The sequence below is a fragment of the Nitrosopumilus piranensis genome, from assembly GCF_000875775.1.
GTDB lineage: Archaea > Thermoproteota > Nitrososphaeria > Nitrososphaerales > Nitrosopumilaceae > Nitrosopumilus > Nitrosopumilus piranensis.
Genome location: NZ_CP010868.1, coordinates 733,807 through 750,456 on the forward strand (window position 1 = coordinate 733,807; position 16,650 = coordinate 750,456).

19 protein-coding genes are annotated in these 16,650 nt (G+C 33.9%); 10 read left to right on the forward strand and 9 right to left on the reverse strand.

Annotation, left to right across the window (positions count from 1 at the left end):
• Window positions 1–94 precede the first annotated feature (94 nt).
• Window positions 95–760 (reverse strand): TlpA family protein disulfide reductase, encoded by a 666-nt coding sequence (locus NPIRD3C_RS04280; RefSeq protein ID WP_148702985.1) that lies wholly within the window; start codon window positions 758–760, stop codon window positions 95–97.
• A 139-nt stretch (window positions 761–899) separates the two neighbouring features.
• Between NPIRD3C_RS04280 and NPIRD3C_RS04285 the strand changes: the two genes are divergently transcribed.
• Both NPIRD3C_RS04285 and NPIRD3C_RS04290 read left to right on the forward strand, forming a co-directional pair.
• Window positions 900–1,346 (forward strand): HEAT repeat domain-containing protein, encoded by a 447-nt coding sequence (locus tag NPIRD3C_RS04285; RefSeq protein ID WP_237087722.1) that lies wholly within the window; start codon window positions 900–902, stop codon window positions 1,344–1,346.
• Between the two features lies 1 nt (window position 1,347).
• Window positions 1,348–2,379, forward strand: coding sequence for a plastocyanin/azurin family copper-binding protein (locus NPIRD3C_RS04290; RefSeq protein ID WP_237087723.1), 1,032 nt, complete (start codon window positions 1,348–1,350; stop codon window positions 2,377–2,379).
• Between the two features lie 14 nt (window positions 2,380–2,393).
• Here NPIRD3C_RS04290 and NPIRD3C_RS04295 read toward each other — a convergent pair whose 3' ends face one another.
• The 5 genes from NPIRD3C_RS04295 to NPIRD3C_RS04315 all read right to left on the reverse strand — a co-directional run bounded on the left by NPIRD3C_RS04295 (window position 2,394) and on the right by NPIRD3C_RS04315 (window position 8,992).
• Window positions 2,394–4,475: an AAA family ATPase gene (locus tag NPIRD3C_RS04295; protein ID WP_148702988.1), complete on the reverse strand. Its 2,082-nt coding sequence runs from the start codon at window positions 4,473–4,475 to the stop codon at window positions 2,394–2,396.
• Window positions 4,472–5,614: a metallophosphoesterase family protein gene (locus NPIRD3C_RS04300; protein ID WP_148704123.1), complete on the reverse strand. Its 1,143-nt coding sequence runs from the start codon at window positions 5,612–5,614 to the stop codon at window positions 4,472–4,474. Before NPIRD3C_RS04300 ends, NPIRD3C_RS04295 begins: the two co-directional genes overlap by 4 nt.
• The gene (locus NPIRD3C_RS04305; protein WP_148702989.1) at window positions 5,614–7,146 is read right to left on the reverse strand and encodes an ATP-binding protein; all 1,533 of its coding nucleotides are present in this window, start codon (window positions 7,144–7,146) and stop codon (window positions 5,614–5,616) included. The genes NPIRD3C_RS04300 and NPIRD3C_RS04305 overlap by 1 nt, the downstream gene beginning before the upstream one ends.
• Window positions 7,143–7,934 (reverse strand): DNA double-strand break repair nuclease NurA, encoded by a 792-nt coding sequence (locus tag NPIRD3C_RS04310; RefSeq protein ID WP_148704124.1) that lies wholly within the window; start codon window positions 7,932–7,934, stop codon window positions 7,143–7,145. Before NPIRD3C_RS04310 ends, NPIRD3C_RS04305 begins: the two co-directional genes overlap by 4 nt.
• Before the next feature lie 110 nt (window positions 7,935–8,044).
• The gene (locus NPIRD3C_RS04315; protein WP_148702990.1) at window positions 8,045–8,992 is read right to left on the reverse strand and encodes a hypothetical protein; all 948 of its coding nucleotides are present in this window, start codon (window positions 8,990–8,992) and stop codon (window positions 8,045–8,047) included.
• 124 nt (window positions 8,993–9,116) lie between these two features.
• On the opposite strand from NPIRD3C_RS04315, the gene NPIRD3C_RS04320 reads away from it, so the two are divergent.
• The 5 genes from NPIRD3C_RS04320 (at window position 9,117) to NPIRD3C_RS04340 (ending at window position 12,701) form a co-directional block, all read left to right on the forward strand.
• On the forward strand, window positions 9,117–9,704 hold the full coding sequence (locus NPIRD3C_RS04320; protein ID WP_148702991.1) for a PEFG-CTERM sorting domain-containing protein: 588 nt from the start codon (window positions 9,117–9,119) through the stop codon (window positions 9,702–9,704).
• A gap of 23 nt (window positions 9,705–9,727) precedes the next feature.
• Window positions 9,728–10,546 (forward strand): aspartate dehydrogenase, encoded by an 819-nt coding sequence (locus NPIRD3C_RS04325; RefSeq protein ID WP_148702992.1) that lies wholly within the window; start codon window positions 9,728–9,730, stop codon window positions 10,544–10,546.
• A 93-nt stretch (window positions 10,547–10,639) separates the two neighbouring features.
• On the forward strand, window positions 10,640–11,596 hold the full coding sequence (gene nadA / locus NPIRD3C_RS04330) for a quinolinate synthase NadA (RefSeq protein ID WP_148702993.1): 957 nt from the start codon (window positions 10,640–10,642) through the stop codon (window positions 11,594–11,596).
• A 5-nt stretch (window positions 11,597–11,601) separates the two neighbouring features.
• Window positions 11,602–12,015 (forward strand): tetratricopeptide repeat protein, encoded by a 414-nt coding sequence (locus NPIRD3C_RS04335; RefSeq protein WP_148702994.1) that lies wholly within the window; start codon window positions 11,602–11,604, stop codon window positions 12,013–12,015.
• A gap of 65 nt (window positions 12,016–12,080) precedes the next feature.
• Entirely contained in the window at window positions 12,081–12,701 is a 621-nt protein-coding gene (locus tag NPIRD3C_RS04340) for a hypothetical protein (protein WP_237087725.1), read from the forward strand.
• A 9-nt stretch (window positions 12,702–12,710) separates the two neighbouring features.
• Here NPIRD3C_RS04340 and nadC read toward each other — a convergent pair whose 3' ends face one another.
• The 3 genes from nadC to NPIRD3C_RS04355 are packed head-to-tail and all read right to left on the reverse strand — an operon-like array spanning window position 12,711 to window position 14,344.
• The gene (nadC, locus tag NPIRD3C_RS04345) at window positions 12,711–13,529 is read right to left on the reverse strand and encodes a carboxylating nicotinate-nucleotide diphosphorylase (RefSeq protein ID WP_148702995.1); all 819 of its coding nucleotides are present in this window, start codon (window positions 13,527–13,529) and stop codon (window positions 12,711–12,713) included.
• Window positions 13,530–13,569: 40 nt separating this feature from the next.
• Window positions 13,570–13,758 carry a transcription elongation factor subunit Spt4 gene (spt4, locus tag NPIRD3C_RS04350; RefSeq protein ID WP_148702996.1) on the reverse strand — a complete coding sequence of 63 codons (189 nt, stop codon included), beginning with the start codon at window positions 13,756–13,758 and terminating at the stop codon, window positions 13,570–13,572.
• Between the two features lies 1 nt (window position 13,759).
• Window positions 13,760–14,344, reverse strand: coding sequence for a DNA-directed RNA polymerase (locus NPIRD3C_RS04355; RefSeq protein WP_148702997.1), 585 nt, complete (start codon window positions 14,342–14,344; stop codon window positions 13,760–13,762).
• A gap of 148 nt (window positions 14,345–14,492) precedes the next feature.
• Between NPIRD3C_RS04355 and NPIRD3C_RS04360 the strand changes: the two genes are divergently transcribed.
• From NPIRD3C_RS04360 to NPIRD3C_RS04370, 3 genes are all read left to right on the forward strand, one after another.
• Window positions 14,493–15,605: an Mrp/NBP35 family ATP-binding protein gene (locus tag NPIRD3C_RS04360; protein WP_148702998.1), complete on the forward strand. Its 1,113-nt coding sequence runs from the start codon at window positions 14,493–14,495 to the stop codon at window positions 15,603–15,605.
• Window positions 15,606–15,646: 41 nt separating this feature from the next.
• On the forward strand, window positions 15,647–16,111 hold the full coding sequence (locus NPIRD3C_RS04365; protein ID WP_148702999.1) for a GTP-dependent dephospho-CoA kinase family protein: 465 nt from the start codon (window positions 15,647–15,649) through the stop codon (window positions 16,109–16,111).
• A 152-nt stretch (window positions 16,112–16,263) separates the two neighbouring features.
• Window positions 16,264–16,641, forward strand: a complete 378-nt coding sequence (locus NPIRD3C_RS04370) for a hypothetical protein (RefSeq protein ID WP_148703000.1) — start codon at window positions 16,264–16,266, stop codon at window positions 16,639–16,641.
• Window positions 16,642–16,650 lie beyond the last annotated feature (9 nt).

Consider the following 16,650-nt stretch of genomic DNA (forward strand, 5'->3'; position numbering starts at 1 on the left):
AAAATGACTTTTGTGGATAACTCAAAAATTGCAATTATTGGGGGATTCATTATAGTTGTTGTTCTTTCAATTACTGTTGTTTTATTCAGATAATCTAATCTTCTCTAAGTAACTTTTGAATCATTGATTCTGTTTGCCCGACTTGTCCAAATGAAACATCTCTGAGAATTCCTTTTCTATCCACTAAAATGGTAGAAGGTGTTCCTTGTAGTGCAAATTTCTCAAAGGTCTCAGCAGAATATTCTTTTGATTTCATATAGTCTTTGACTCTTTGAATTATTTGATTTTTGTATTCTTCAGGTTGCGAATCAAACTCTGGAATCTGTGGATAAATAAACTGCATAATTTTTTCTTGACTTATTTCACCTGTTGTCTTTACCAAATTATCCATTGCTAAAGGAAATGGAATTTTGTATGGTAGCTTGTTTCCCTCTTGTAATTGACCACTCATTTGAAATGCGCTTCTAGTTTCCCCTATTATCTCTCCGGTCTCTGCAAGCATCTTCAAATTATCCAGAGTGTTTTTATCAAAATCTTCAAAGGCAGTTGCAATTCCAATCACTCTAACACCTTCGTCTTTGTACTTGTTGTAAATCTCAATTGCTTCAGGTAGTGCATGCATAAAACATCCAGGACAATTTACTTGAAATACCTCAACTAAAACAATGTGGTCTTTTTCTTGGTCAAAATTTGTTGGTGCTCCTTGTACCCATTCTGATACTCCAAAATTTGGTGCTTTTTGACCAATTACAGCGCTCATGAGACGTTATCGTATTTTTTCCATTAAATACATACCTCAAGAAATTTTGAATTTTTCCTGATTAACTAAATATAGGAGCCAGAAATCTCAAAAAACGTTGCAAGTAGTTACTAATGATCGATTAACACTTTTTGCTGAAATGGAAAAAAAATATGAGCAAAAAGATACTGAATATTTTGTAAGCCTTTTAGATCATCCTGATTATGTAATACGAACAAGAGCTACATGTATCTTAGTTGATTTTGGTGGAGAAGACAAGGTACCATATATTGCCAAAGTTTTGAAAAATGATGATAATGAATTGGTAAGACATGAAGCTGCCTTCTCTCTAGGACAGATGTGTTATTCTAGTTCAGTTGCACCTCTAACTGATGCAACTCTAAATGATCCAAGTCTGTTTGTAAGACACGAGGCTGCAATAGCATTAGGTGTTGTTGGAAATAAAGATGCAAAAGATGCCCTAGAAAAGGCATTAAATGATCCAGAAAAACCAGTCGTCGAATCTGCAGTTGTAGCATTATCTAATATTGAATTTATGGAAAAGTTAAGTAAGAACGAAAAGTTTGCAAAGTTAACAGGTGGATGAGATGAATTTTTCTTATGGAATTATAGCTGTAGTTGGGGTTCTTGTAGCAATATCTCTTGGATTTATTGCAATGTCTCCAGATCAAATTATTCAGCCAAGAATAGTCGAAGACAAACCCACTATCTGCACCATGGAATGGGCTCCTGTTTGTGGTATTGATGGTGAGACTTATGGTAACCTCTGTATGTTGAATGCAGCTGGTGTAAAATTAGTTCATAAAGGCGAATGCAGCGTTGATGATCCTATAGTCAAACCTAGAGTTGAACCTAAACCCGAACCTGTTATGGAATCTAAAACAGAGCCAAAACCTGTAACATCAGCAGTTCCCGCATCTCCTCAAACTCATATTGTTGAAACTGCACAAGGTTCAGGAGGTCCAGGATGTGAGGAGACTAACGAATGTTATTTACCATATTCTATAGAAATTTTTGTTGGTGATACTGTCCAATGGGATAATGTTGATACTGCAGCTCACACTGTAACAAGTGGCACTATCCAAGATGGTGCTTCTGGAATGTTTGATTCAAGTTTGTTTATGGCAGGTGGTTCTTTTGACTTTACATTTAATGAAGCAGGAGCTTTTGATTATTTCTGTATGGTTCATCCTTGGATGACAGGTCAAGTAATTGTTTATGAAGCAAAAGAAATGGTAGTATTTGAAGAACCAACAGACGAACCAGTAATGATGGAACCAGAACCATTACCTGAACCAGAACCTCAATCTGAATCACCAATGTCCCTAACAATTTCAACTCCTGATGGAGTAGGAGTTCCTGGATGTGAAGATACTAACGAATGCTACTTGCCTTATGAGGTAACTGTAGCTGTTGGTACGACAGTTACTTGGAGTAATGATGATACTGCAGCTCATACCGTAACAAGTGGTAATGTGAATTCAGGACCAACAGGTGTATTTGATTCAGGATTGTTTATGTCTGGTGCAACTTTTGACTTTACATTTAATGAAGCAGGAGCTTTTGATTATTTCTGTATGGTTCATCCTTGGATGACTGGAATAGTTCACGTAAAGTAATTTCTGAAATTAACTCAATTTAACAATGCCACTTTACTTCCTTCTGTAGATGATTCAAACTTGTAAATTTGTTCTACTGTAGAGTCTTCAAAAATTTCTGCGTCATGTGTAATTATGATAAATTGCATAGGTGTCTCAGAATTTGAAATATTTGATAACTGAGATAGCACTCCTACCAAGGATTTCTTTCTTTCTGCATCTAGATGTGTTGTAGGCTCATCTAGTATCATCAAGTTGAGATTTGATGCACCAAGTAGACTCGCCATGCCCAATCTTAAGGCTAATGCCACGCTAACTTTTTCACCGCCACTTAATGACTCTAAATCTAGTTCTTCTGTTTTTGAATTACAAATAATTGAAATGTCTCTAGCTTTTTCTGTCAATTGGATTCTCTGAATTTTTGTGTTAAGTACTGCTAGATATTCTGATGCTTTGACTGAAATTGCATTTAATGCCCATGATCTTAGGCTTGTAGCAACAGGACCGTCTCTGCTAAAAATATTATTTTGAATTTGATCAAGATTTGTTACATATTCTTTAACAATCTTCAATTCTGTAATTGCGTTTTCAATAACTATGATCTGTTCCTTTCCTTTTGATATTTTCTCTAATATTGCCCCTATTTGTTGGTCAATACTTGATAATTCCATCTGTTTTTGATTAACTAATTTTTTCAAATCCAAAAATTCTTGCTCATCAAAACCCCTAGTCTCTGATTCTAATTTTGAAATGTTTTCAAAAATTGTTTTTGCATGAGAATCAATTTGTGAGATTTCAACTAAATTACCGTTACTTAGTGCTGGAATTTTTTGTATGTTTTGCTTTTTTGTTTCCATCTCTTCTTGAATTTTTTCTAATTGGTTTTTTGATGTAATGGAATGTGCTCTAAGTGTTGCCTCGGCATCTCTTGCAGCTTGTAGTTTTTCCGAAAAGTCTCTTCTTTTTTGATTATACATTTGATGTTCTTTTTCTTTTTGAATAATTTGTTCCTCTAAAGAGGATAATTCCTGTTTTAGGTGTTCTTCTTGGAATAATGGATTTAATTTTTCTACACTGGAATCACAAACTGGGCATTTGTTATTTTTTAATTGGAGTTTTGATGCAAGAAGTTGTTTTTCTTTAAGAGATGCAGTCAGGCTTTTCATCTCTTGAATTTTTTTTAATGTATCCTCAACTGCTTGCTCTATTTTTTGAATTTTAGATTCTAAATCCTCTTTTAGGCTTGCAGACTCAAAACATGCCTCACAATCTCGTATTTTACGCTCTTTTTCATTAATTTCTGACTGAATTTCATGAATTGCATTCTTTGCATATTCTACCAGTTCTTTTTTCCTTAATTCTAGTTGATTGATTTTGTCAATTTTTGGCGCTTCAATTTCAACTTTCTCTCTCAGGTTTTTAACTCCTATTTGTAATGTCTCTTGTTTTGCTTGTAATTGGTTTTTCTGTGGTTCTGACTCTGAAATTTCTTTTTGGTATCTCTCTAAATCTCTTGATAAAATTTCAATATGTGTATCATCATATCCAATTTTTTCCCTAATGTTTTGACGAAATTTCTTGTTTACTGCTTTCATTGACTCTGATGCAACATCAAGTTTGTCAATACCTATTATTGCGTTAAGCAACTCTTTGAATTCTTTTGGTTTTGCATTGATAATTGCATTAAGTTCACCTTGTTGAACAATTGATGCCACTTTTAATTTCTCAAAATCAAGACCGATTGCTTTTTCAACCTCATGAGTCATTGATTCTCCAAATTGTTTTCTTTCTCCTGCTGCTATCTCTACTCTTTTATCATTAATAATCTCAGTAAATTTTGCTGAAAGAGTACCTTTACTATCAATTTTTCTTGCAGCTTCAAAACTTCTTCCATTCACTGAAAAATTTATTTTTGCAAATCCCTGGTTTGAACCTCGTTTGATTAATCCTTTGTTTGATTTTCTTGTATGTTGACCAAACAACGCAAATGTTATTGCGTCGATGATACTTGACTTTCCTGCACCATTATGACCTACAAAAACTGTAACTCCATTATCAAAATCTAATTTTGTTTCTGAATGAGCTAAAAATTCCCCCAATTCAATTGATGTGATCATTGTTTTTTCTCCTTTTTGAATTTCTCAAAATTTTCAATTATTATTTGTGATGCTTCCTGAATCTCCCCTACTGATAGTGCTGGAAGAAGCTCTTTGATTGCAAAACTAGCAGATTTCTCTGAGCCAAGAACGTCAACTGAAAGTCTGAACATCTCATCATCAATCACATTTGGTCTGTCTAGAAAAACTGAAGAATCTGAAACTTTCTTTGTACTAATTCTCCAAAAACACCTCAAAACCATGGAATTTAGCCTTGAAATTTGTGTCTGAATGTGGTCTGTCTCTACCTTTTCTCCCTGAATATTTACCTCTATGATGGGCTTTTTTCTCAAATCTGTAATTTTTTCAGAAATTTCATCTATGATTTTTGGCAATTCTTGATACTGTGCTTTAAACGAAAATTGTGGTCTTGTGTCAAGTTCTATCCAATTTGGGATTGCTTCTTTTCCTGAAATGTCTACTTCAAAAAACCCTTTCTTTGCTTCTTTGATTCCTTCACTAGTTGTTAATTCAATTGAACCTGGATATGCAATTGGTCCATTCAGATGATTAAATTTTTTAATGTCAGTATCATGAAGATGACCCATTGCATAATATGTAAAATTTTTTGGGAGATCTGTTGATTGTAATTCTCCTGCAAATTTGTTAAACTCTGTTATTCCTTGATGTAACACCAAAATTTTATGACCTGAAAAGTTTTGTGCCCCTCTATCAACTTCGGTAAACTTTTCTTCATATTGTGGAATCTCAGTCTTTCTAATTTTGTCAAATCCTGCAAGAAGCACTCCTTTGTATTCAATAGGTTTTCCTTGGCCAATGTATTTTGAGAATTCTAAATTATGATAAACGTATGGAATTGGTGTTGTTCTAATTCTACTAATGTCATGTTCTCCTAGAATAAAAAACGAATCAATATTGTTTTGTTTTAGTCGTTTTAGTCCATTTCCCATCTGAACAATTGCTGTTCCATTTGGATTTGGTACATGAAAAATATCTCCTGCAAAAATAACAAAATCCATATGGTCTTTAATTGATGTGTCGATTGATTGATTAAACACATCATAAACATCTTGTGCACGTTCTTCTGAACCATATTGTACTAATCCTAAATGTGTGTCTGAAATATGAGAAAATTGCATTAGTCTAACAACAAATCTTTTTGAACAAGTCCTTGTGTTGATTCCACTGCAACCTCTTTCATTTTTTCTGCATTGGCCCATGCATTGACTGCACTTTGATCTGCCCCCATAATCTTCTCTTTGACTTCTTCAACATGTACAAGTGATGGCAAATTTGTCCATTGTCCGACCAGAACTGCATCTCCAACATTAAGTGACGTTAATTGGGCAATCAATTCACGGCTCGTTGATTCTGTTGCAGAGGCTATTTGGCGTTGATCGTCTTCTTGAATTATCTTCATTATTGCAAATGAGCCCATTTGGCTTAGAACATTAAGGTCTACGCTTCTTGGTCTCTGAGATACAACTCCTAATCCTAGTCCAAACTTTCTTCCCTCCCTGGCAATTTTTGCTGCCCAATATTTTGCACTTGTATCATGATCCTTTGGAATGAAGACATGTGCTTCTTCTATTATTACAAAAATTGGTGAATTGAATTTGTAATTTCGCTCTCTCTTACTTTTGCCGTGTCTTGCAATACTTGCATCTTTTCTGTCTTTGAGTAATTGCTGCAAGTAAAATGCTACTGCAACATTTGCTTGTTTTTCTGATAGTTCTGAAATGTTTAAGATATTTGTACGTCCTTCTTTGATAAAACTAATGGGATCTCCCATGTCTGGATCTAAAATATCTTCAAATCTCCTTTGTGCTTCTTCAATAATATCCTGAACTCTATATGCAGACGTTCTGATTTCTTTGAGCTTTTTATCTTCTGAATTTACAATAAAATCTATCTCATTTTCTAATTTGCTCCAAAACTCTTTTGATTCTTTGACATGTTTTGTGAATGCCATTCTTAAGACTCGTTGTTGTACATTTGCACCATCTCTTATTTCTAAAACTTCTGAGAGTTGGTCTGCATCAAGTAATCTTGGATTGATCTTTGCGTCTATCACGTTGATTCTTGGAATATTCAATGTTGTGTAATCATTATGATAATCAAAAATTATTACTGTCCCCTTTAATTTTGAAATTTGTTTTGTAACTAGTGATACAAGATTACTTTTACCCATTCCAGTCATTGCTAAAATTCCTAAGTGCCTTGAAACAATTTTATCCAAATTTACTTTGGCATCAATTGTTTTATTTCTCAAAAGATTTCCAATTTTTACCCAACCATCATTTTTTGGACTGAATATTTCTTCAAGATCTTGTTTGCTTGGTTGGGTGATTTCTGTGCCTGGAATTGGTGGTATTGCAGGTATGATTGATTGACCTTTTCTTAAATTTTCCAAAAATCCTAAAATTCCAATATGTGCAGTAAATGTTTTGTCTCTTTTGTTAATCTCTGCAATTTCTGTACTTTCAGATGCCTCATCAAAATTCTTGACATCTGCAAATGCTGCACTAGAGACTGATGATTTCTCCACTAGTCCTAAAATTTCTCCTTCATCTGTTCCAATTTTGATATATTCTCCAACTGATAACGCTCTTTGAGTGATTGCAGTTACAAATGTTGGTTTGGATTCTCCAACAACAAAACCTAGACTCAACCTAATACCTCACGTGAACCGATCTCATTACTTAGTCCTAACAAACTAACCATCTTCCCAAGTTCTTTATCAGATATTTTACAGTTATTATGTGCAAGCTTTAGTGCGTATGGGTATCCACCAATACTTGTTTTGTATAGTTTGTTCATGATTGATTTTATCTCAGCTTCATCATGTTGTTCTCCAAGAAATTCTAATTTAATAATTGGAGTAGAATCACTTAATCTTACAAATGTAGATGATATTACTTTGTCAGATCCATATTTTTTTTCTACAAATAACTTACTAAAACCAGAGCCATTTGTGACATGGTTATAATAAAAAATATCTCCTGCTAGAGAACCTAATTTTTCAAATTGTTTTTTTGTGTTTGATGTTTTTGCAATGAAAATTACATTGTTCTTTTTTCTCATAGTCCTAACCACTTGTGCATCTAACGTTGATTGTCTGGTCATAAACTGAGAATGTAGAGAACCATCCATCAATACCAAATCAACTTGATCTACCGTTTTTTCACAAGCATCAATTTCCATCTTACTTGCAATTCTGGAAAGATCCGTATCTGAGCCTAGCCCTGACTCATGTAAATCTACTAACACCTCTCCATCTGCTTTGATGGAAACTGCAGTAGTTGCCCATAACTCAATTCCTTGAAATTTTGTATTGTTAAAACTTGAATCAATTCCTGCTGTAACAACCTCTTCTTTTACAGGCGTAAATTCTACCCAATTCTCTCTTGCTTTTTGTAAAATTTGCTCAAATTTTGGACCTTTTAGAATAGACAACATCTTGTCTCTGTTAATGATGGCATCTTTGTATACTGTATTGAGCACAACAATAGTTCGTTGATTTGAATAAAATCTTTAGGTTATACTGAACTTTGACAAAACTGATCCATCTATCCAATCCTTCCTTTGAAAATCACTTTCTCTTCTGTTCCAGAAGGTGTACTTCTGTCAATGTATCTTATCTCATATTTGTCCCCGATGTGAATTGTTTTTCCATCTATCTCTCTTGGGATCTTTATCTTCACCTCAAATGTACTTGTGTTTGGACCCGTCTCAATTAATGAACCAGAGTTTGCATCAAATTTTGGGTTTGCAAGTGTAGTTCTAATCCCGCCATCTCCTCTATACTCAAACAAACTAAGTGGAATCTTGTCTTCATCTTTAGAATCTCTGTTTGCATCTGGTTCATAGATTCTTAATGTAAACTCATGGCCAATCCTGTGGCCCCCTCCAGATGTTTCAACTTTTGCAAATGTCTTACTTAGTGTAATTGATTTTGTTACTACTCTTTTTTCACCTGCAGCATCTGTTTCATCTAAATATCGAATTAAAATAACATCATCTTGACTGATAGGTTGTCCATTGATTGTATTTGGTAAATCTAATTTCAAATAAAACTTACCTGTATCTGTTCCAGTTTCAATCATAGTTTTTGGTCCCTGAATTGGAATGCCGTTAATTGTGAATTCAAAAAGCCCTTCAGTACTGATTGTATCTACTCCATTATGACTAGTATTTAGATCATCATCTGTAATGTAGAAATTTACCCTAGATCCTTGTGATGCAGGTATGGTTTCAATCTCTCTTTCCGCTTTTTCAAATTTCTGAATAATTTGTTTCCATCCTCTTTCTTCTAATCTCTCAGCAGAGGTTGGTTTTAGACATGCAGGCATCCCTGATGCCCTTAACATCAAAACAAAACCCTCCTCGCAAGTTATTTTTTCAGGCGAAATTCCAAATTTGATTTGTTTTCTAGGCGATTCTATATCTGCAAACACTGGTTGAATCAAAATTAAAAGAAAAACAATACTTGCTCCAAAAACTTGAAATAAATTCAATGATAATTTTTAGATTCTTTAACATAAATAATTTGATAATAAATTATCATTGTTAATATCAACTCAGAAAATCAATGACGAAAATTTAGAAATTAATTATATTCTATGACATGTTGACTCCATTATGATTAACTATTTTTTCATTCTTGGAGCAATTTTGTCTTTGTTAGTTTTGGTTCCAGTAAATGCATATGCAGAACATGTCTTAGACATTGAGGTATTTGGGCAATATCTTGATATCTCACAATTAGAATCTGAGAAAGTTACATTTGTGTTTGATGATAAATCATATGATCTCTACTATGGATATCATGGAAGTCTTGATGCTATTGGTTCTGAAAATACATTTCCAATTTTATCTTCAATGAATATCAATGAAGAAAACAAATCCATTGAAATTGTAATGGAAATGGTACCTGAAAAAACTGATTTTTGGGTTAGGATGCCTGATGATGTAATTTATGCTGAAAATGAAAAGTTCACTGTATTAGTTGATGGAATAGATACAAGATATGATTTGATGAAGTTTCCAAACGATCATGTGATTGGATTCTTAATTGATAAAGATACCAAAAATATTGCAATTATTGGTACTCAAGTGATACCTGAATTTGGAGCCTACTCTGTTCTAATTTTAGTAGTTTCTATTGTTGGGCTGGTACTTTTTACTAGGAAATACTCTTTTGGAAGCAATTTACCTAGAATTAATTAAGTCATATTTCCTAGTGATATTGTTTGAAACGAATAGCACTTTTGGGATGTGGTTCCATGGGAACTCAAATTGCTTTGACAATTGATTCTAATGATTTTCCTGCAGTTCTTACTCATGTATATGATGCATCAAAAGCAGCATCTTCATCTCTTGTAGAAAAATTGAACAACAAACCTGAAATTGTTGAAAATTCTCATCTGCTATCTTCTCAGCATATAGATATTGTTGTAGAGGCAGCATCTCAAGATGCAGTAAAAGATGTGGCGCTAAGTGTTTTACAAAACAAGAAGGATCTGATGATCATGAGTGTTGGTGCGTTACTTGATGAATCAATCTATGATATTTTATCTGATGCTTGCAAAGATTTTAAGAAAACAATCTATCTTCCTTCAGGTGCTATTGCAGGACTAGATGGAATAAAATCAGTCAAATCTGAACTAGAATCTCTTTCTATTACAACAACAAAACATCCTCGTTCTCTAAAAGGTGCAAAGTTTTTTGAAAATTCTGATATTAATTTAGATAAGATTGATTCTATCACTACTATCTTTGATGGAACTGCAAAAGAAGCTGTATCACTATTTCCTGCAAACATCAACGTTGCAGCGCTTTTATCATTAACAGGAATTGGCAGTAAACAAACTAAAGTTAGAATTCTTGCAGATCCTAATACTGACAAAAACACTCATCATATTGAGGCCTCAGGAAAATTTGGTAAAATGACATTCACGATTGAGAATTTTCCAGATAAAAATAACCCTAAAACTAGCAGATTGGCAATTCTTTCAGCCATTGAGACATTGAAGAAATATTGCTCAGATGAAATACAAATTGGCACGTAACATGGCAATTATTGCCACTATTGTTCACATGTATGAAAATTCTAGGCGAGATCCCATTCTTTAAATCCCCACAACTCAAATTTTCAATGGTTTATGCTCGTACAACAAACCTCTAAACTAAAAGAAGAGATACTTCGACTCAAAAAGGAAAAAGATGTGGTAATCCTTGCTCATAATTATCAGGTACCTGAAGTTCAAGATGTGGCTGATTTTACAGGAGATTCGTTAGGGTTATCCCGGCAAGCTGCTAAGGTTCCACAAAAGACAATTCTTTTTTGTGGTGTAAACTTTATGGCAGAAACGGCCGCAATTATCAGTCCCCAAAAAAAAGTAATCTTACCAGATTTGGAAGCAGGATGCTCGTTATCTGATTCTATTACTGTTGATGAATTAAGAGATTGGAAGAAACAACATCCAGGTGCTATTGCAGTGGGGTATGTTAACACAACTGCAGAAATTAAAGCAGAACTTGATTATTGCTGCACTTCATCAAATGCAGTAAATGTTGTTAAAGCAATTCCTGAAGACAACGAAATTTTATTTTTACCTGACATGTTCTTGGGTTCATATGTTGCAAAAATGACTGGAAGAAAAAATATGCACATATGGGCTGGTGAGTGCCATGTCCATGCAGGAATCACACCTGAAGATGTAACTAAAAAATTGGATTCAATGAAGGATGCAGAATTTGTAATTCATCCTGAATGTAGTTGTACCACTCCAATGATGTATGATGTTGCAGATGGAAGTTTTGATGATCAAAAAGTCTCGATTCTTTCTACAGAAGGAATGTTAAATCATGTAAAAGAATCAAAAGCTAAAAACTTTGTTGTTGCAACTGAAACAGGAATTTTGTATAGGATGAGGCAACAAAACCCTGGAAAAACATTCATTCCTGCTTCTGAAAAAGCTGAATGCCAATACATGAAAATGATTACTCTTGAAAAAGTGTATGATGCACTTGTTGATGAAAAAAATGTTGTGACTGTTCCAAAAGAGATTGCAGATAAGGCACGTTTGGCAATTAATAGAATGCTTACAATAAGCTAGTTTGAGTGATTATTTTGGTAGGGTTGTTTAGTAGGACTCCAAAGGACCCTAATCAAAAACGAAATGCTGAAAAGTTCAAAGAATTCAAAAAACTTGCAAAACAGAAAAAATATGATGAGGCCTTAAAATCAGGTACAGAATACCTTAGGATGGTCCCAAACAATCATGATGCATTGTTTACTGTTGGCGGAATTTATTATCTGAAAAAAAAATACAAAACTGCCATTTCTTACTTTGAGAAAGCACTTGATGTTGCTGAATTTGATGTCGATGTTTTGCTCCTGAAGGCATATTCTCATCAAAAACTAGGTGAAAACAAGCGTGCAATTCAATGCTGTGAAAAAATCAAAGAGGTTGATCCAAAAAACAAGGCTGTATCTGCATTGCTACCTGAACTAAAAATGAAAAAACAAGATTAATGATAATTAAAACTTGCTATTTCATAACAAGTATCTGGTAAATAGTTTAGACAATTTTTTACCATATGATGGAGCAAAAAACTACCATTTCACTATTATCTGTGTTATCTGTGGTGATTCTATTCTCAGGAAACACTGTATTTGCACAAAATGACGTATCTGAATTCGAATCTACAACTATTTCTGGAGATGAAATAAAGACTAGTTCTGTAGCAAAACAAATGCTTGAAAAAATCAAACAATCTAAAAAAATTCTCAAAGAACTTCAAGCTGGAACCCAACTAACAAAAACCCCTGAACAACTAGCAATTGATGAGCAAAGAAAACTTTCACAAGAACTTCTTCAAAAACAGCTTGATAGAATGAATAAAGATTATGAACCATATACTCCAAGAAATACATTTGCTACTTTTCTTACTGGGGTAAATGCCACTCATCATGGAATTTATTGGGATCAATTCAATTATGTTGAAAAAAAGATTCATCTTGGACGTGCAGCAAAACAAATGGTTCTTGATAATGGTGGAACATACCAAGAAGCACTAAAGGAATATGTAAAATTTGCATCTCTTACACGTGTAGAGATGATTCAATTCAATGAGGAACTCAATGTGAAATATGGATTTGCAGATGCAAAAACTCAACAAAATTTTGATATATATGGAAAGTTGCCTAGGTATGATTAGATTCTAAACTCAAATTTCTAAACTCATGTCAATTCCTTTAACAGAGTTTGTAATGCTGCCCACTGAAATAATATCTACCCCTGTTTTCCCATATTTAGAAATATTTTTAGAATTTATCCCTCCTGATGCTTCAAGTAAAACTTTATTTCGTAATTTTTGATTTTTGAGAACTTGTATTGTCTTTTTGATTTGATTTGGAGTAAAGTTGTCTAGCATGATAATTGTTGCACCTTCTTTTGCAACAAGTAATGCATCTGCAGTATTTTCAACTTCAACTTCAAATTTCTTGTGTTTTTTCTTTGCTTTTTTGATTAATGATTCTAATGAATTACTAACTGCAATATGGTTGTCTTTAATCATAACCATTTCATCTAGTCTTAGTCTGTGTTTTTTACCTCCTCCTATCTCTACTGCCTGTTTGTCAAAGTATCGTAGCCCTGGCGCTGTCTTTCTTGTAGCATAGATTTTTGTTTTTTTTGGAATTTTTTTTACTAACTCTTGTGTCTGAGTTGCAATTCCACTCATTCTTGTTAAAAGATTAAGTGCTGTTCTCTCACACGTCAAAATTTTTCCAGCATTACCTGAAATGGTCATCACTGTTTGATTTGGTTGTATTTTTGAGCCATCTTTTTTTAAAATTTTTACATTACATCCTTTAATCTTAAAAATTTCTTTTGCATGTGTTACTCCTCCTATAATTGCAGGTTCGCGTGAAATTATTTTAGCTGTGATTTTTTTCTTTGGTAAAAGCAAACTGGTGATATCCCCTTTGCCTATGTCTTCTGCTAGAAATTGTGCTAACTGCTTTTTTGAATTAAATGACAACATTATGGTAAAACATAAGTTTGATTTTAAAGATTTAGAAATTTTATGTTACCTTAATTGCATACTTGCCTTTTTGAGTAATACCTAAAGTTTTTGAAATCTCAGAATTTGTTGGATCAACTACTAGTACTACTCCATTCCAGTCTGGTGTCAAATCTGATGATTTGCATACTGGACAAACTTTTCCAACAGTTACATATTTGCATTTTCTGCATGCCATCTCTCGTGCCATCTTAACTTGCCTCTACTTTAGCTTCTTCTGCTTCACCAGAAGATTTCTTAATCTCTTCTTCAATCCATTCATCTGCACCAAGGAATGGCTGTCGGCATGTGATTCCAATCTTTCCCATTGCAGCTGCCTTACCTAATGATACCGCAGTAATTCTTGCACGAAGTGTTGAACCAACTTTTAATGTTCTACCACTTTGATTAGCTAAAATCATTCCTGATTTTACATCACTCTTAAGATAATCATCCATCACTTGTGATAAGTGAAGTAATGCATCAGTAGGACCAATTCTTACAAATGCCCCAAAGTCTGTAATATCTACAATTTCTCCTTGCACAATTTCTTGTAACTTTGGATAAAATGTCAATGCTTCAAATTGAACTCTGTGGAATGTTCCACCATCACCTGCAATCATCTTTCCCATTTCATCAACTTTAGCATCTAAAATCATAATGATGTAACCTAAATCTGCATTAATCATACTCTCGTACTTTTCTTTGAGAATATTCACTGCTGCCTTTTTGAGTGTAGTTCCAAACAAGCTTGGAGGAATCCTCACAACGTCAACTAGGGTAGATATAGAAAACAACTGTGCTGTTTTTCTTGAATTTCAATTTATGAATCTTTGGGTAATTTGGGCATGTTTTTCTAAAGATTTTGCTAATTTTTGAAAATATTGACAATTTCTTATGGCCTCCGACTTATGTTTAAATAATGTAGACGGGTTTTTTGACGCAATGGTTGGAATAGATCAAGTTCTTGAAAAACTCAGTACTGTCATTGATCCTGATTTGAAAAAAGATATTGTATCAATGGGAATGATTAAAGATTTAGAACTTAATGATGGAAATTTGAAATTTACCTTAGAATTAACTACTCCTGCTTGTCCTTTCAACGTGGAAATTGAGGATGATGTAAGAAAAGCAATTGGTGAACTTACTGAACTGAAAAATTTTGACATGAATGTAACTGCAAAAGTGATGGAAGGTCGTTCACTTGATGCAGATACTGGAATGGCTACAGTCAAGAACATTATTGGGGTTGCAAGTGGAAAAGGCGGTGTAGGAAAATCAACAGTCTCATTGAATTTAGCTTTGGCATTACAGCAAACAGGTGCTAAAGTTGGATTGCTAGATGCTGACATCTATGGTCCAAGCATTCCTTTGATGTTAGGAATGAAGGATGGTTATATGGAGGTTGAAGAGAATAAACTTCAACCCGCAGAAGCAAACGGTCTCAAAGTTGTTTCCTTTGGCTTCTTTGCAGAGCAAGCACATCAAGCCGCAATTTATCGTGGCCCAATTATTTCAGGCATCCTTAAACAATTTCTAGTTGATACAAACTGGTCTGACTTGGACTATCTTATTGTAGATCTTCCACCTGGAACTGGTGATATCCCATTAACACTTGCACAAACAATTCCTATTACAGGAATCTTAGTTGTTACTACTCCTCAAGATGTTGCAAGTAATGTTGCAGTAAAGGCCATTGGAATGTTTGAGAAACTAAATGTTCCAATTATTGGAGTTGTTGAAAACATGAGTCATTTCATATGTCCTAACTGTGATGAAAAACATTACATCTTTGGTGATGGTGGTGCAAAGAAAATTAGTGAACAATTTAAAATGCCTTTCTTAGGTGAAATTCCATTAAACTCTGGAATCATGTCTGGTTCAGATGTAGGAAAACCAATCATGATTACAAACCCTGATTCTCCAAGTGCTAAAGCATTTAGAATTGCTGCAAAAAATATTGCTGCACAATGTAGTATTCTTGCAGCAAAACTTCAAGAAGAGGTGGCATCAGAGGGCTCGAGCGAAGAATCTGCTCCAGAGGCAAGTTCAAACTAGAATCGATTTTTGTGAAGTTACCTAACGCTCTAAGAGAACAAATGAAAAATCCTTTAGGTTTACTTTTACCTGAAAATCAAACTGACAAGGAAAATATTCTCAAGCACCTTAATGAAAACACGTATCTCATCACTGTTGGTGATAGAACTACTGAAAAGATGATAAAATATGATTTGATTCCTTCTTTACAAATTGTAGATGGAATTGAGAAAAGAGAAAAAAGAGAACCCCCAAAACTTGCAAATGCAACTGAAATTACAGTGGATAATCCAGCATCCGAGATAACTTCTCAAAGTATTGATTTAATTAAAAAAGCATTCTCAATGGAATCTCCAGTAAGGATTCTTGTAAATGGTGAAGAAGACCTCTTAGTTTTACCAGTTTGTGTTTACGCTCCAAAAAATTCTGTTGTAATGTATGGACAGCCAAATGAGGGTCTAGTTATAGTCAAAATCACCTCAGAAATTAGAAATAAAGCACAAAGTCTACTTGATTTAATGGAATAACGGGGTATGATGAGACGGTGGCTGTATGATTTATGATTACACTACTAAAACCTCTGACCCTATTAATTCATAATTTTGAATAATGAAAATCAACTAACTTTCTTACAACAATTGACATTCCAAGATAAACACAGATTGCATGACTGGATTATGTGAAACTTGATCCTGAACTGAAATTGCAAATTCTAGAAAAAGTTGGGATTTACTCTAATAGATTTTCCATTTCTGAACCTACAATTCTATTAACCACGAAAGAGGTTCTAGATGCGCCAAAGGAGATGACAGAAGGAAGACGTACATCTGCTTACAAGTACTATGGAGTTTCTTACCTTCAGCACAATCTAGTTTTTATTAACGTGAGAAAAATTCCTGATGAGAAGACTCTTGAAAATACAATTGTTCATGAATTGATCCATATGAGATTCCCATATCTTGCACATGGTAAGAGATTCAACAAGCTTGTAAGGCAAGGCTTACGTGGTAAATCATTTTTGCCATATAGAAAAAGAAGCAAGATCTCTGCTATTTGATTTATATTT